We start from the raw sequence: 16022 nt of genomic DNA, 5'->3' as shown, positions 1-16022 counted from the left end.
AAAAATAACCTTTCAAATAATTTTTGAAGGGTTATTGTAAAAAAATTAAATAAGCTTAATTATCTAAAATTGTATCGTTCCTTTTCTCCGTTAGAGTTTATGAGCTCAATCCTTAAAGGTTCGTAGTTGGATTTGTTTAGGATAGCTTCTTTTGCATCATCAACAGAATTAATTTTAGTATCGTTTATTGAAGTGATAATTGATCCCTCTTTAACACCATTTTTCTTCCAATAGGAAGCGTATTCTTCATCTAACTCAATAATTTTAACACCATTTGAAGCATTTAGTTTTTGTAAATCTTCTTTTTTTGCGTTTTTAATACGACCTACTAAAGGTAAAGTGTAGGTTTCATTTCTAGTTAATTTAACTATTACAGATTTTAATTCGCCACCTTTTGATATTTTAAGATTTACTAAATCACCTGCGCGTTTAGCACTAATATGTCCTGTTAAATCTGCAAACTTCGAAACTTTAATATTATCAATTTCCTTAATAATATCTCCTTTTTGTATGCCAGCTTTTTCCGCTCCAGAATCCTCAACAACGCTGTCAACATAAATACCTTCTGTATCATTAACGCCAATTTTTTCAGCAAACGAACTGTTTAAAGCACCACCATTAATACCTAAAATTCCGTTTTGTACATTGCCAAATTCCATAATGTCTTCAATAACCCGTCTTGCAATATTACTTGGTACAGCAAATGAGTAGCCTATATAAGAACCAGTTTGTGATGATATGGCTGTATTAATGCCTATTAACTGTCCGTTTGTATTAACTAATGCACCACCAGAATTACCCGGGTTTACCGCCGCATCAGTTTGGATAAACGATTGCGAATATTTACCTGTTGGGTCTAGATTTCTAGCTTTTGCACTTATAATACCAGCTGTTACTGTAGATGTTAAATTGAATGGATTTCCAACAGCTAAAACCCATTCTCCAATTTTTGCATTATCAGAGTCTGCAAAAGTTACAAAAGGTAATTCTTCTTCGGCATCAATTTTTAATAATGCTATATCAGTTTTTGGATCAGATCCTACAATTTCTGCTTTATAAGTTTTATTATTGTTTAATGTAACTGATAATTCATCTGAATTATTAATAACATGATTATTGGTTATAATATAACCATCAGCATTTATTATAACACCAGAACCAGTTCCCATTTGAGCTCTCTGCGGACTTTTACCTAAAAACAAGTCTTGTAAAGTCATTTGTCCAGAACTAATAGTTACATTTTTAACGTGTACAACAGCATTTACCGTGTTTTCTGCCGCAATTGTAAGATCTATAGATTCAATTGTGTTTGACAAATTACTCACATTGCTAGTGGGTAAAAACACCGGTTTTGTCTCTGTTGAGACTATTAAATCATTTGGTTTTTTTTCTAAAAAGAGTTTATAGGCTCCTAAGGTGAAAATGCCACCTAATGCCGAAACCAATACTAAAGTCAAAATCTTCTTCATAATTTTCAGTTTAAGTTTTATTTACTAACGACTAAAATTAAATATTTATTGAACTTGAAATTCAATTTTAACGACTATTTAACAGTCATAAAAACGGTTTAATATTTATATATTTGTGTTTATTATGCAACAGACTTTTTTTAAATACCAAGGAACAGGAAACGATTTTGTAATGATTGATAATCGTTTTGAGATTTTTGACAAAAATAATACCAAATACATAGCTCATTTGTGCGACAGACGTTTTGGCATTGGCGCAGATGGACTTATTTTGCTTGAAAATCATGATGATTTAGATTTTAAAATGATTTATTATAATGCTGATGGAAATGAAAGTACTATGTGTGGTAATGGCGGTAGATGTTTGGTTGCTTTTGCTAAAGAATTGGGTGTTATAAAAGACAAGGCTATTTTTGAAGCTATCGATGGTTTACATCATGCAATGATTGAAAATGATATTGTTAAATTACAAATGCTAGATGTTGATGTGGTTGAAAAACATGAAAATCATATTTTTTTAAATACAGGTTCTCCACATCATGTTCAGTTTGAAGAAGCTATTGATGATTTTGATATTAAATCAAAAGGGGCTCAAATTAGATACGGAGTTCCTTATTATGAAGCTGGTAGTAATGTGAATTTTGTTAAAAAGTTATCAAATACTACTTTTAGAGTTCGTACTTACGAACGTGGAGTTGAAGATGAAACTTTGTCATGTGGTACGGGTGTTACTGCTGTGGCTTTAGCTATGCATTATTTAGGAGAAACTGAAAAAAATATTATAGACTTAAATGTTGAAGGCGGTAAATTACAAGTAAGTTTTGATGTTGATAACGGTACTTATAAAAATGTTTGGCTTATCGGTCCAGCTAAATTTGTTTTCAAAGGAATTATATGATTACTCTAAGAGGGCAACATATTTACTTAAGAGCATTAGAGCCAGAAGATTTGGAGTTTATTCATGAAATCGAAAATGATGAAACTATTTGGGAAATAAGTAATACGCAAATACCATATTCTAAGTTTTTAATAAAACAATATTTAGAAAACTCCCATAAAGATATTTTTGAAGTCAAGCAATTAAGATTAGTCATTTCTAATTATGATGAAGTTGCCCTTGGGATGATAGATTTATTTGATTTCGATTTTAAAAACAGTAGAGCTGGAGTAGGTATTTTAGTAAAGGAGCCAGAAGACAGATTGAAAGGTTATGGTAGAGAAGCTCTAATTTTACTTATTAATTATAGTTTTACACATCTTGGCTTGCATCAGCTATACTGTAATATTTTAGAAGATAACGAAGCAAGTATGAGGCTTTTTAAGAATCAAGGATTTACGGAGATAGGTCTTAAAAAAGATTGGAATAAAATAAATGGTATTTATAAAAACGAATATATTTTTCAGCTAATAAATAATTAAATGTATATAAAAAAAATACTCATTGCTATAGTTCTAATTGGTTTAGTGGTCGCTGGTTTTTTTGCAAATTTTGTTTATAAAGCCATGTTAAAACCAAATACCGTTTTTAATAATGATGTTGCTTATATTTTTATACCTACCAATGCTACCTATGAAGAAGTAAGAGCTCAGCTAGAACCTTTGTTGGATGATGTAAGTTCTTTTGATGATATAGCGGAACAGAAAAAGTACACAACCAATATAAAGGCAGGACGTTTTCAGATAAAAAAAGGCATGACTAATAATGATATTATAAATTCTATTAGAAGTAATAATTTACCTATTAAACTGTCATTCAATAATCAAGAAACTTTAGAAAAATTAGCAGGAAGAGTTGCTGCGCAAATTGAAGATGATAGTTTATCTCTTATTAAAGCTATGAAAAATGATATTTTTTTAAAAGAAAACAACTTTAATGAAGCGACTGCTTTGGGTATGTATTTACCAAATAGTTATGAATTTTTTTGGAATACAAATGCTGAAAGTTTTAGAGATAGAATGCTTAAAGAATACAAGCGTTTTTGGACTGAAAACAGAAAACTAAAATTAAATGCTTTAGGTTTATCTGAAAATCAAGTGATTGCTTTAGCATCAATTGTTCACGAAGAATCAAAACAAGCCATCGAACAACCAAGAATAGCAGGTGTTTATATGAATAGGTTACGAATTGGAATGCCTCTTCAAGCTGATCCAACTTTAAAATTTGCAGCTTATAAACTTCCACTGTATAAAAACACAGTAATAAAGCGTGTTTTAAATATTCATAAAGATATTGAGTCGCCATACAATACCTATAAAAATTTAGGATTGCCACCTGGACTTATAGCAATGCCAGATATTTCGGCTATCGATGCTGTTTTAAATTATGAAAGTCATAAGTATTTATATTTTGCAGCTGATGCCAATCGTTTTGGATATCATAAGTTTGCTAAAACGCTATCCGAACATAATGTAAATGCCAGAGAATATCAAGGTTTTTTATCGTCACAAGGCATTAATAAGTAGTGAATTGTGCATCTATAAAACATATCATTTTATTTCTTTTTCTGTCATTTCAATCATTTTCACAATCAAAGCTCACTAGTTTTTTAACACCAAGTGATTCCTTAAATATACCAAGGCGAAATGCAGTTATAATTTCTGAAGCTACATTAGTAGGAATAACATTATTAGGTTTAAATCAACTTTGGTATTCTGATTTTGATCGTTCTAAATTCCAAACAACCAATGATAACAATCAATGGCTTCAAATGGATAAATTTGGTCATACCTTTACGGCTTATCAAATGGGTAAACATGGTTCACAATTATTAAATTGGAGTGGTGTAAGTGAAAAAAATCAATTGTTGTATGGGGCATCTCTAGGTTTTACATTTTTGGCAGGTGTTGAAGTTCTTGATGGTTTTTCCACTGAATGGGGTTTTTCATGGGGAGATATTTTAGCTAATGGAGTAGGTACAGGATTGTATATTGGACAAGAATTATTGTGGAAAGAGCAACGAATTACTTTGAAATATTCTTTTCATCAAACAAATTACGCATCGCAACGTCCAGATAAACTTGGTGTAACGTATCTAGAGCAAACATTGAAAGATTACAACGGGCAAACCTATTGGTTAAGTTTTAATTTACATTCATTTTTCAAAGATAGTAAGATACCAAAATGGCTTAATATAGCTGTTGGATACGGGGCTGAAGGCATGTTAACTGGTTTGAAAGATATTGACAATCAAGTGTTAACAAGTAATTCTAGGTATCGTCAATACTACTTAAGTTTTGATGTAAATTTAATCGCAATAAAAACTAATTCTAAATTACTAAAATCAATTTTTGATATTTTTAATATGATAAAAGTACCATTACCAACACTAGAAATAAATAAAAACAAGGGTGTTTTTCATCTATTCTACAATTGAAATTGATATATAAACGATTAGTTTTGATAGTATTAAAAAAAAGCTTAATTTTGCACGCTCAAATTTCAAGGTGTATTTTAAACTAAAATATACTAAAAAAATTTAAAACTATGGTAAGAAATATTGCAAGTTATATTACAATAGCACTTACAATATGTATACTTCTACATATTTCGTTTCAGTCAAATGAAACAATTGATTTAATTAAGTATTCAACAGAAGGACTAAACTTAAATTACACTGTTAGTGATACCGATGATGAACTTTTGGTAATTAAATCAACTCCAGATAATGAGTTTTCCCCTTATTTAGGAAAATCTTTTGTAGGTTTTAAAGAGGCTCTAGCTTTTAAAGAATCTGGTGGAAATTACTTTTCTGTAAATACTTATGGATATTTAGGTAAATACCAATTTGGTGCAGAAACTTTAAAAATGATAGGTATAAAAAACTCATCTGATTTTTTAAAGAATCCAAGGTTACAAGAAAAAGCATTTGTTGCAAATGTAGCTCGTAACAAATGGATCCTCAGAAGAGATATTAAGAATTTTGTTGGTAAAAGAATTAACGGAATTATAGTTACTGAATCTGGGATTTTAGCTGCAGCACATTTAGCAGGTCCAGGTAGTGTGAAAAATTACTTGAGAAGCTATGGTTTAGATAACTTTTCTGATGGTTATGGCACTACATTACATTACTACATGAAACGTTTTTCGGGTTATGACACTTCATTTGTAAAACCAGATAAAGTTGCAAAGGCTATTTAAGTAATTAGCTTTTATGAATTATAAATATGGTAGGTCTTTTATGGAGGTCTACCATATTTTTTTTCCAAGCATTTGAAGTTTGTGTTTTTATAAATTCTGTTGGAAGTGTAATATCACATGCCACACAGATTTCTGTTTTATCATCAAGGTAATTTGATAAATCTTCTAACATTTTATTGTTTCTGTAAGGTGTTTCTATAAAAAGTTGAGATTGATTTTGTTCAAATGATAATCTTTCGAGTCTTTTAATTTCATTTCTTCTTTCAGTTTTATCAATTGGTATGTATCCATTAAACGCAAAACTTTGCCCATTCATTCCAGAACTCATTATAGCCATTAAAATGGAAGAAGGACCAACTAATGGAATGACTTTAATATTTTTCTTGTGAGCAATTTTAACAACATCAGCACCAGGATCTGCTACACCAGGACAACCAGCTTCTGATAAAAGACCGATGTCTATACCATTCAAGCATGGTTCTAAAAATGTTGGGAGTTCACTTTCTTCTGTATATTTATTTAAAGAAAATAATTTCAAATCAGGTTGTGATTTATCTGGACAAATATTTTTTATAAAACGTCTTGCTGTTTTTTCATTTTCAACAATAAACGTATTGGTCTTTTTAATAATATTTTTAACTGTAATTGGTAGAACTTCTAACGGGTCGTTATCACCTAGGGTAGTCGGGATTAAATATAATTTACCAATCGTAGAATTCATTCTAATATTTTTTTTACAATAACATTACAAGCCTCGTCTAGCATTTTATAAGTATTTTCAAATCCTTCATCACCATCATAATAAGGGTCTGGAACATCTAGGTTTTTATTAGGATTTACTTCGTTTAAAATTAATTTAACTTTTTTAATATCTTCATTATTTCTAGCTAATTTAATTACGTTATTAAAATTAGAATCATCCATGACATAGATAAAATCAAAAGAGTCAAAATCGCTAACTTTAAATTGGCGAGCTTTTAGATTAGAAATATTTATCCCATAGTTTTTAGCAATTGAGATAGAACGTTTATCTGGTGGACTTCCAACATGGTAATTTGCGGTTCCTGCCGAATCAATAAAGAAATTGTTGGTTGGAAGTTTTGATTTTAAAATTCCTTCGGCAAGTGGAGAACGACAAATGTTTCCCAAGCATACCATCAGAATTTTAGTCATTTTAATAAAATTTAAACAGATAGTTTTTTGGTGATATCTTCAACATATTTTCTGAATTGTTTATCTGTTGATGATAAGTTATCTACAGTTTTACAAGCATGTAAAACTGTCGCATGATCACGTTTACCTATTTGAGAGCCAATACTTGCTAACGATGCTTTAGTGAATTTTTTTGCGAAAAACATAGCTAATTGACGCGCTTGTACAATATGACGTTTTCTTGTTTTAGATTGTAATGTATCAACATCCATTTGGAAGTAGTCTGAAACAACTTTTTGAATGTAATCAATTGATACTTCGCGTTTTGTATTTTTTACAAATTTCTCAACTATGGTTCTAGCTAAATCAATAGTAATTTCTTTTTTGTTGAAAGATGATTGAGCTATTAAAGAAATGATGGCACCTTCAAGTTCTCTAACGTTTGTTTTAATATTTTTTGCAACATATTCAATAATATCATCAGGCATTTCAACACCATCACGATATAATTTATTTTTCAAAATAGAAACACGTGTTTCAAAATCCGGATTTTGTAATTCAGCAGATAATCCCCATTTAAATCGAGATAACAAGCGTTGCTCAATATCTTGCATATCCACTGGTGCTTTGTCGCTTGTTAATATAACTTGCTTTCCGTTTTGATGTAAATGGTTGAAAATATGAAAGAAAACATCTTGTGTACCAGTTTTACCAGAAAGGAATTGAACGTCATCAATGATTAGGATATCAATAATTTGATAAAAATGAATAAAATCATTTCTATTATTTTTCTTTACAGCATCTATATACTGTTGCGTAAATTTTTCAGCAGAAATATATAATACTGTTTTTTCAGGGTATTTATCTTTTATATCTACACCAATAGCATGTGCTAAATGTGTTTTTCCTAAACCTACACCGCCAAAAATCAATAAAGGATTGAAAGAAGTTCCTCCTGGTTTTGAAGCTACTGCTAAGCCAGCACTTCTAGCCAGCCTGTTAGAATCGCCTTCTAAAAAATTTTCAAAACTATAATTTGGATTAAGTTGTGATTCTATCTTTACATTTCTAATACCAGGTATTACGAAAGGATTACGTAATTCCGGGTTTTTATTATTTAAGGGAACATCAACATCTTGCGATTTTAATGCACTTCGGTTAGAACTAGGGATTTTTTCTGTAAAAGGTTGCTTATTGCCATATGTGTTTTCCATTTTTATTATGTAAACAAGTTTGGCGCTTTCTCCTAATTCTTTTGTAAGTGAAACCTTAAGGATTTTTACGTAATGCTCTTCAAGCCATTCATAAAAGAATTTACTAGGGACTTGAATGCTTAAAGCATTATCGGCAAGTTTAACTGCAATGATGGGTTCAAACCATGTTTTGTATGCTTGCGGTTGAATGTTGTCCTTTATGAACTCTAGACAATTATTCCATACCGTTTGCGCAGTTACACTCATTTTTTTATTTTGTTGGTTTTAGTTAGTTAGAATTATTATGAAAAATGACTTTTCATATCCCCTCTATTATAGCGTGGCAAATATGTGAACAAATTTCTTAAAAAAAAAATGATTTACTATTGAATTTTAATAAATTTTTCCTCATGTTTACTCGTTGCCGAATCTACAAAAAAATATTTAGATACAATCATGAAATTCGACGAAATACAAATTAGAGTGCGGTATGGTGAAACAGATCAAATGGGCGTGGTTTACCACGGTAATTATCCATTATACCTAGAAATTGGGCGTATTGAGTGGTTAAGAAAATTAGGTATTTCTTATAAAACTATGGAGGAAAACGGTGTTATGTTGCCCGTTGTTTCGTTAACTGTAAACTATAAAAAGCCAGCGTGTTATGATGATTTAATTAATGTTAAAACTAAACTAAAAAATAGGCCAACCGCAAAGATTGAATTTGAGTATGAAATAAGTAATGAAAAGGGTGAGATTTTAACAACTGCAAGTACCATTTTGGCGTTTGTTGATATGAAAACTAATCGACCAGTTAAAGCGCCTGACTATATATTAGATCTTATTGATAGTTAATTTAGATTTTCTTAATAATGATTTCAAATATATTATTAAATAAATTGTAGATTGTCTCTGAATCTTTTTTCCTAACCGAGATGGTGATTTCGCAACTTATCTGAAGTTTTTGTGTTACCATATTTAATTTTTTTTCTTTTATAATTCGCATGATGGTATTTATGTTTTTATAATCGAAGGATATAAGAAAATCTATATTGATTGTTTTTTCTATAATTTTGGAATTATCAAGAATCATTTGTGCTGCAGTTTTATAAGCACTTATTAAACCACCAACCCCTAACTTAACACCACCAAAATAACGAACTACCACTACTAAAATATTAGTTATATCAAAGGATTGTATTTGCCCGTAAATAGGTAAACCAGCAGAGTTATTAGGTTCTCCGTCATCATTTGCACGATAGATAATATTTTCTTGTTCTGTACCAATTTGGTATGCATAACACCAATGTCTTGCAGAATGATGCTCTTTTTTAAGTTCGTCAATATGAGATTTTACTACTGATTCACTTAAAATAGGATAAGCATAACCATAAAATTTACTATTTTTATATTTGTATAAAATTGGTTTTGTAGATTTTTCAATGGTATTGTATGTGTCTTTTTCTATCAAAAATCTAATTATTGATTAATTGAAATTTTTAAAACGTCATCATCTATCTTATACTGTGAAATTAACTTGCCAGAAAATACAGGAGATTTAATACCATCTTTAAAATCTTTATTCCCAATAAAAACTCTAGCTTCATCCCAAATGTTTGCATCAATAAATAGTTGTAGTGTTTTTGAACCGCCTTCTATAATTACAGAGCTTATATTTAATTCAAATAATTTTCTACAAATATCTAATGCTGATGTTTCTTTGATTACTATAGTTTCAGCTTCAGCATTAAAAACTTTATGATTTTTTGAAAGTATTTTTTTTTTGTCTAATACAAAACGAATCGGGGTTTTTCCTGACCAGTATCTAGCAGTTAAGCTTGGATTGTCTTCCAATACAGTATTTGTTCCTACGAGAATAGCTTGTTCCTCCGTGCGCCATTTATGAGATAATTGCCTCGAAAAAGTATTACTAACCCATACTGGTTTTTTTTCATTTTTATGTAACGGCGCTATAAAACCATCTTTTGTTTCAGCCCATTTTAAAATTACATAAGGCCGTTTTTTGTTGTGAAATGTAAAAAAACGTTTATGATGAATTTTACAAACCTCTTCTAAAACAGTGACTGTCACATTGCAACCAGCATTTTTAAGTTTTTCTATGCCTTTACCTGCTACTTTCTCATGTTCATCAATACAACCAATTACCACCTTTGGAATACGATGTTTTACTATGAGGTCGCTGCAAGGAGGAGTTTTTCCAAAATGTGCACAAGGTTCTAAAGTCACATAAAGTGTAGATTCTTTTAATAAATCTTTATTTGATACTGCATTTATAGCATTTACTTCGGCATGATTGCCGCCATATTTACTAGTAAATCCTTCTCCAATTATTTTTTTGTTGTAAACAATTACAGCTCCAACCATTGGGTTTGGGCTGGTAATTCCTAAACCATTTTTAGCAATTTCAATGCATCGTTTTATATATTTTTCGTGTATATTCACACTGTAAAAATAACATTAAAAATGGGTATGAACACTATTGTTATTAGAGAAATTGAACCTCAAGATAACAAACAATTAGAAGCTCTTATTAGAGCGTGTTTCCATGAATTTGAAATACCATTAGAAGGTACTGCTTTTTCAGATCCTGAGACATCAAAAATGTACGAGTCTTATCAAAACGATAATGATATTTACTACGTTATTGATTTGGATGGACAGATTTTAGGTGGTGGCGGTGTAAAACCATTAAAAGATTTTAAAAATGACGTTTGCGAAATTCAAAAAATGTACTTTTCTCCGAAAGTAAGAGGTAAAGGTTATGGAAAAAAACTTTTTGAAAGATGTTTGCTCTCTGCTAAAGTTTTGGGTTACAAGAAATGTTATTTAGAATCTGCGCCTCAACTTAAGGCAGCCATTCATATTTATGAAAGTTTTGGTTTTAAACATTTAGATGGTTCTTTAGGAAATACCGGGCATTATTCGTGTGGCATATGGATGATAAAAGATTTATGAATTTAAAAGCTATTCAAAATAAGTTTCATGAAGAATTAGACGCTATTTATGCCATAGAGGAGGTTGATAGTTTTTTTTATCTATTAATTGATTTTTATTACCAAGTTAAAAGAATTCATTTAGCGCTAGATTTAAATTTGGAAGTAGATAATAAAGAACCTATTTTGTACGCTTTAAGTTTATTAAAAAAAGAGAAACCAATACAATATATACTTGAAGAAACAGTTTTTTTTAGCTTGTCATTTAAAGTAAATGAGCACACTTTAATTCCTAGACCTGAAACTGAAGAATTGGTTGATTTTATAATAAAGCAAGCCAATAAAAAAAATGAGATTAGTATTTTAGACATTGGTACTGGTAGTGGTTGTATTGCCATTTCACTAGCAAAAAATTTACCAAATGCAAAAGTTTATGCGCTAGATATCTCAGAAAAAGCATTGAAAATGGCAAAGCAAAATGCTAAATTAAATAATGTTAAGGTTGATTTTTTTCAAGTAGATATTTTAAATAGTAGCAACTTAAATCATGTTAAATTTGATATTATTGTTTCTAATCCACCATATGTTAGGGAGTTAGAAAAACAATTTATGAAACCTAATGTTTTAGATAACGAACCTCATTTGGCACTTTTTGTAAAAGATGATAATCCATTACTTTTTTATAAAGCTATTACAGAATTTGCTGTTAATAATTTATCAAAAAATGGTTTGTTGTTTTTTGAAATCAATGAGTATCTTGGAACCGATATGATTGATTTATTATATCACAAGAATTTTTCAAACATAGAATTAAAACAAGATATCTTTAAAAAGGATAGAATGATTAAAGGCGTTTTAAATAAATGAATACAATACAAGAAAGAATTGAAGTTTTAAGAAGTGAATTACGAGAGCATAATTTTAACTATTATGTGCTCGATAATGCCACAATTTCAGATTTTGAATTTGATACTAAACTTAAAGAACTTAAAGAGCTTGAAACTAAATATCCTGAATTTTTTGATACTAATTCGCCCACACAACGTATAGGTGGAGAAGTAACAAAGAATTTTGAAACTGTAACACATGAGTTTCGTATGTATTCGCTTGATAATTCTTATTCCAAAGAAGATTTACAAGATTGGGAAGTTCGAATTAGGAAAATAGTTGAAGGAGATATACAATATACTTGTGAGTTAAAATATGATGGCGCATCTATTAGTTTGACTTATGAATCAGGTAAATTAGTAAAAGCAGTTACAAGAGGTGATGGATTTCAAGGAGATAACGTAACTGCTAATGTTAAAACAATAAATTCGGTGCCTTTACAATTAAAAGGAGATTTTCCACCAAAGTTTGATATTCGTGGAGAGATCGTACTGCCTTTTGATGGTTTCAATAAAATGAATGAAGAGCGCATTGCAATAGGTGAGGAGCCTTATAGAAATCCTAGAAATACAGCTTCAGGAAGTTTAAAATTACAGGATAGTGCTGAGGTTGCAAAACGCCCATTAGAGTGTTTACTTTATAATTTAACGGGTGATAAATTAGGTGTTAATACACAGTTAGAAAGTTTATATAAAGCCAGACAATGGGGTTTTAAAGTGCCTAATACAGCAAAATTATTAAACTCAATAGAGGAAGTTTTAGAGTTTATTAATTATTGGAATGAAGAGCGCCATAATTTACCTTATGAAATAGACGGCGTTGTTGTTAAAGTAAATAGTTTGCAGCAGCAAGAGGAATTAGGCTATACTGCCAAAGCACCACGTTGGGCTATGGCTTATAAGTTTAAAGCAGAGCAAGTATCTACTAAGTTAAATAGTATAACCTATCAGGTAGGCAGAACAGGAGCAATAACACCAGTTGCAAATTTAGAACCTGTTGACTTGGCAGGAACCACTGTAAAAAGAGCTTCGTTACATAACGCAGATCAAATTGAAAAGTTAGATGTAAGAGTTGGAGATGAAGTATATGTTGAAAAAGGCGGAGAGATTATTCCGAAAATTTTAGGAGTAGATTTATCTAAACGACCAATAAATTCTGAGCCAACTGAATATATTACTCATTGCCCTGAATGTGAAACAGAACTTATAAGGCAAGAAGGTGAAGCACAACACTATTGTCCTAATTTTAATGGCTGTAAACCTCAAATCATTGGTCGAATACAGCATTATATCTCCAGAAAAGCCATGGATATTGAAGGTTTGGGTGGAGAAACAGTAGCTTTATTGGTTAATGAAAGTTTAATTAGTAACTATTCGGATTTATATGAATTAACTAAAGAACAAGTGATTCCTTTAGAACGAATGGCCGATAAAAGTGCTTATAATTTAATCCAAGGAATTGAAAAATCAAAAACGATTCCCTTTGAAAGGGTATTATTTGCTTTGGGTATTCGATATGTTGGTGAAACTGTAGCAAAAAAATTAGCTAAATATTACAAAAGTATTGATGCAATTATTAATGCTTCATTAGAAGAATTGGTAAATGTTGACGAAATTGGTATTAAGATAGCTGAAAGTGTTTTAGCATTCTTTGCTTCTGAAGAAAACCTGTTTATTATAAATAGATTGAAAGAATTTGGTGTTCAATTAGAGATGTCTGCTGATGAACTTAAAGGGAAAACGAGTATTTTAGAAGGCCAAATAATTGTTATTACTGGTGTTTTTGAATCTATTTCTAGAAATGATTTAAAAAAGTTAATAGAAGACAATGGAGGTAAGGTTAGTAGTTCTATTTCATCAAAAACAAGTTATATTGTAGCTGGTGATAATATGGGGCCTAGTAAAAAGGAAAAAGCTAAAGATCTAAAAATAGAATTAATTAATGAGCATGAATTCTTACAAAAAATTAATTAATTTGTTTTTTTTATCGATTAAATGTAATTTTTATCGTTAATATGGAATAATTTTGTATATTTGTCTTTGAAACCCAAATTATAGATGTCTCACAACCCCAAATTGCTGTTATGTCAAAGTCAAAAATTTTAGTAACATCCATATTAATACTCTATATATTGTTTGCTTTTTTTGAAGCTACAGGGGAATATAATATAGCCTTTCATTTAAATTCTTTAATTATTCCTCTAATAGCCATTATATATTTAGTTTTTGTTAAAAATAAAAGTAGATTATTTTTAATGTTTCTATTAATATATTCAATTTCAGATATTTATGGTATAATTACAGACAATATACTGTATTATTTTACACCAAATGATGAAGCAAGTATTTATTATGAATATGATTATTATATAGGTAATAGCTTGTATATTTTAGCCTATTTATTTCTTTTCTTTCAAATATCTAGTTCTTTAAATTTTGCTCATGTTTTTAATTGCTGTAAAATTCACATACTAGTTTTAACAATTTTGAATATATATTTAGTTTATGTTTTACAAGTAGTTGTAGAACCTAATCTTATCTATAAATATGACTATTTTATAGAGTTAATTTATAATATAGTAGTACTGTTATTGCTTTCTGCTTCTCTATTAAATTTTTTCTACAGAGATAACAAAAAATCTTTATACCTTTTTTTAGGTTCTTTGTTTATAGTTTTCTCTGAAGTTTTAGATATAGCTTATATATATATAGCACAGAGAAGTTTAATAAATATATTAGGTACCACATTAGCTATCGTGGCATTTTACTTTTACTTTCAACAATCTAAGTTGGAATATAATGAAATTGAAAAACAAGAAGAAGAAAATTATATTATTGCAGATTAACTTTAATTAAAAATTTAATTAAAAAATGGTACGTCTTTTTTGTAAATAAATAAAATAATAGCAGATAAAATAAAGGTAATTATAGCTGTTGCAAAAAGTAAGCCTCCATCATTTTTTATTTCTATTCCTAGTCGAGTTAAATGCATTATGATGGCTCCGCCAATAACGACTAAAGTAAAGGTAGCGCCAATCCAAACGGTTCTGGGGATTATTAATAAAATACCCGCTATTAATTCTAGAATTCCAATTCCTATTCTTCCGTAAGGTTCTAAGCCTACTTTTTCAAAGATGTAAACGCTATCAGGATGTGCATAAAATTTAAATCGAAGTGTTTGTATTAAAATAACCGCTAAAATGATTCTTAATATTAAAGGCAAATGTTTTTTCATAATTTATTTGTTTAGTATGGAAGTTAGACGTTATAATTTTTTTTTCTTACCAAACAAAAAAAGTAGTTTATAACTATACAATTATTGAAGTCCCAGAAGCTGATTTGTTTTTGTTAGAATCAAAATAAAAATCTATTTTTCCAAGATAAAGTCCATAACAGCCTACTTGATTTATTAATACGTTATGGCCTTCCAAATTTTTCATAACCGTTGGTTTTGGTAAAAAAGTATGTGTGTGTCCGCCAATAATTAAGTCAATATCTTTAGTAGCAGTAGCAAGTTTTAAATCACTAATTTTAGTTTCATTGTTTCTGTAATTATAACCTAAATGAGATAAACAAATTATTAAATCGCATTGCTCTTCCTCTTTTAAAATTCGAGTCATATCTTGAGTTATTTCAATAGGATCTAAATACTTTGTTTCTTTAAACATGGCAGGGTCTACCAAGCCATCTAGTTCTATACCCAAGCCAAAAACACCAATTTTAATATTTTCTTTTTTAAATATTTTGTAAGGTTTTGTATGAGTATTCATAACGGTATTAGAAAAATCGTAGTTAGCACTAAGAAATTCAAATTTTGCATATGGTAATTGTGCATACAAACCATCAATACCATTATCAAAATCATGATTACCAAGCGTTGAAGCATCGTATTTTAATTTACTCATTAGTTTAAATTCCAACTCACCTCCATAATAGTTAAAATAGGGTGTACCTTGAAATATATCTCCTGCATCTAAAAGTAACGTGTTGGGATTTTCATTTTTAAAAGTTTCAATTAAACTAGCTCGTCTAGCAACACCGCCTTTGTTTGCGTTTCTTCCGTCTTCAGGTCCAAAAGCATCAATATGGCTATGTACATCATTAGTATGTAAAATGGTAATTTTTGAGGTTTTAGATGAAGAAGTAAATGATTGTAATCCTAAACTACTAAGAGATATTAATGCTGTTCCAGCAGTTGCTTGTTGAATAAAATTTCTACGTTTCATCTA

The 16022-nt window shown here is 29.7% G+C and carries 18 protein-coding genes; 10 read left to right on the top strand and 8 right to left on the bottom strand.

Annotation, left to right across the window (positions count from 1 at the left end; translation table 11 throughout):
* Positions 1-59: 59 nt before the first annotated feature.
* Complete coding sequence (locus AC1XJX_RS09215) at positions 60-1469, bottom strand: trypsin-like peptidase domain-containing protein (protein ID WP_482003685.1); 1410 nt, start codon at positions 1467-1469, stop codon at positions 60-62.
* A gap of 124 nt (positions 1470-1593) precedes the next feature.
* Between AC1XJX_RS09215 and dapF the strand changes: the two genes are divergently transcribed.
* The 5 genes from dapF to AC1XJX_RS09190 all read left to right on the top strand — a co-directional run bounded on the left by dapF (position 1594) and on the right by AC1XJX_RS09190 (position 5607).
* Positions 1594-2367, top strand: coding sequence for a diaminopimelate epimerase (dapF, locus tag AC1XJX_RS09210; protein ID WP_482003684.1), 774 nt, complete (start codon positions 1594-1596; stop codon positions 2365-2367).
* A complete protein-coding gene (locus AC1XJX_RS09205) occupies positions 2364-2888 on the top strand; it encodes a GNAT family N-acetyltransferase (RefSeq protein WP_482003683.1) in 525 nt (174 codons plus the stop codon). The genes dapF and AC1XJX_RS09205 overlap by 4 nt, the downstream gene beginning before the upstream one ends.
* Positions 2889-3932: an endolytic transglycosylase MltG gene (gene mltG / locus AC1XJX_RS09200; protein WP_482003682.1), complete on the top strand. Its 1044-nt coding sequence runs from the start codon at positions 2889-2891 to the stop codon at positions 3930-3932.
* A complete protein-coding gene (locus tag AC1XJX_RS09195) occupies positions 3932-4843 on the top strand; it encodes a DUF2279 domain-containing protein (RefSeq protein ID WP_482003681.1) in 912 nt (303 codons plus the stop codon). Before mltG ends, AC1XJX_RS09195 begins: the two co-directional genes overlap by 1 nt.
* Before the next feature lie 110 nt (positions 4844-4953).
* Positions 4954-5607, top strand: coding sequence for a peptidoglycan-binding protein LysM (locus AC1XJX_RS09190; RefSeq protein ID WP_482003680.1), 654 nt, complete (start codon positions 4954-4956; stop codon positions 5605-5607).
* 4 nt (positions 5608-5611) lie between these two features.
* Here AC1XJX_RS09190 and AC1XJX_RS09185 read toward each other — a convergent pair whose 3' ends face one another.
* The 3 genes from AC1XJX_RS09185 to dnaA are packed head-to-tail and all read right to left on the bottom strand — an operon-like array spanning position 5612 to position 8219.
* The gene (locus tag AC1XJX_RS09185; protein WP_482003679.1) at positions 5612-6328 is read right to left on the bottom strand and encodes an SAM-dependent methyltransferase; all 717 of its coding nucleotides are present in this window, start codon (positions 6326-6328) and stop codon (positions 5612-5614) included.
* Entirely contained in the window at positions 6325-6780 is a 456-nt protein-coding gene (locus AC1XJX_RS09180) for a low molecular weight protein-tyrosine-phosphatase (RefSeq protein WP_482003678.1), read from the bottom strand. Before AC1XJX_RS09180 ends, AC1XJX_RS09185 begins: the two co-directional genes overlap by 4 nt.
* A gap of 11 nt (positions 6781-6791) precedes the next feature.
* Positions 6792-8219 (bottom strand): chromosomal replication initiator protein DnaA, encoded by a 1428-nt coding sequence (dnaA, locus tag AC1XJX_RS09175; RefSeq protein ID WP_482003677.1) that lies wholly within the window; start codon positions 8217-8219, stop codon positions 6792-6794.
* A gap of 189 nt (positions 8220-8408) precedes the next feature.
* On the opposite strand from dnaA, the gene AC1XJX_RS09170 reads away from it, so the two are divergent.
* Positions 8409-8807, top strand: a complete 399-nt coding sequence (locus tag AC1XJX_RS09170) for an acyl-CoA thioesterase (protein ID WP_482003676.1) — start codon at positions 8409-8411, stop codon at positions 8805-8807.
* Between the two features lies 1 nt (position 8808).
* On the opposite strand, the gene AC1XJX_RS09165 is transcribed toward AC1XJX_RS09170, so the two are convergent.
* Positions 8809-9423: an IMPACT family protein gene (locus AC1XJX_RS09165; RefSeq protein WP_482003675.1), complete on the bottom strand. Its 615-nt coding sequence runs from the start codon at positions 9421-9423 to the stop codon at positions 8809-8811.
* A gap of 8 nt (positions 9424-9431) precedes the next feature.
* The gene (ribD, locus tag AC1XJX_RS09160) at positions 9432-10415 is read right to left on the bottom strand and encodes a bifunctional diaminohydroxyphosphoribosylaminopyrimidine deaminase/5-amino-6-(5-phosphoribosylamino)uracil reductase RibD (RefSeq protein WP_482003674.1); all 984 of its coding nucleotides are present in this window, start codon (positions 10413-10415) and stop codon (positions 9432-9434) included.
* Between the two features lie 21 nt (positions 10416-10436).
* Here ribD and AC1XJX_RS09155 point away from each other — a divergent pair, with 21 nt between their 5' ends.
* The 4 genes from AC1XJX_RS09155 to AC1XJX_RS09140 all read left to right on the top strand — a co-directional run bounded on the left by AC1XJX_RS09155 (position 10437) and on the right by AC1XJX_RS09140 (position 14639).
* Positions 10437-10928 carry a GNAT family N-acetyltransferase gene (locus AC1XJX_RS09155; protein WP_482003673.1) on the top strand — a complete coding sequence of 164 codons (492 nt, stop codon included), beginning with the start codon at positions 10437-10439 and terminating at the stop codon, positions 10926-10928.
* Entirely contained in the window at positions 10907-11773 is an 867-nt protein-coding gene (gene prmC / locus AC1XJX_RS09150) for a peptide chain release factor N(5)-glutamine methyltransferase (RefSeq protein ID WP_482003672.1), read from the top strand. The genes AC1XJX_RS09155 and prmC overlap by 22 nt, the downstream gene beginning before the upstream one ends.
* A complete protein-coding gene (gene ligA, locus AC1XJX_RS09145; RefSeq protein WP_482003671.1) occupies positions 11770-13767 on the top strand; it encodes an NAD-dependent DNA ligase LigA in 1998 nt (665 codons plus the stop codon). The genes prmC and ligA overlap by 4 nt, the downstream gene beginning before the upstream one ends.
* Before the next feature lie 110 nt (positions 13768-13877).
* A complete protein-coding gene (locus tag AC1XJX_RS09140; RefSeq protein WP_482003670.1) occupies positions 13878-14639 on the top strand; it encodes a hypothetical protein in 762 nt (253 codons plus the stop codon).
* A gap of 14 nt (positions 14640-14653) precedes the next feature.
* On the opposite strand, the gene AC1XJX_RS09135 is transcribed toward AC1XJX_RS09140, so the two are convergent.
* Both AC1XJX_RS09135 and AC1XJX_RS09130 read right to left on the bottom strand, forming a co-directional pair.
* Positions 14654-15028 carry a DoxX family protein gene (locus AC1XJX_RS09135; protein WP_482003669.1) on the bottom strand — a complete coding sequence of 125 codons (375 nt, stop codon included), beginning with the start codon at positions 15026-15028 and terminating at the stop codon, positions 14654-14656.
* A 73-nt stretch (positions 15029-15101) separates the two neighbouring features.
* Positions 15102-16019: a bifunctional metallophosphatase/5'-nucleotidase gene (locus AC1XJX_RS09130; protein ID WP_482003668.1), complete on the bottom strand. Its 918-nt coding sequence runs from the start codon at positions 16017-16019 to the stop codon at positions 15102-15104.
* Between the last annotated feature and the right edge of the window lie 3 nt (positions 16020-16022).

The organism is Flaviramulus sp. (assembly GCF_982512915.1).
This window is presented reverse-complemented; position numbering and strand designations above follow the sequence as displayed.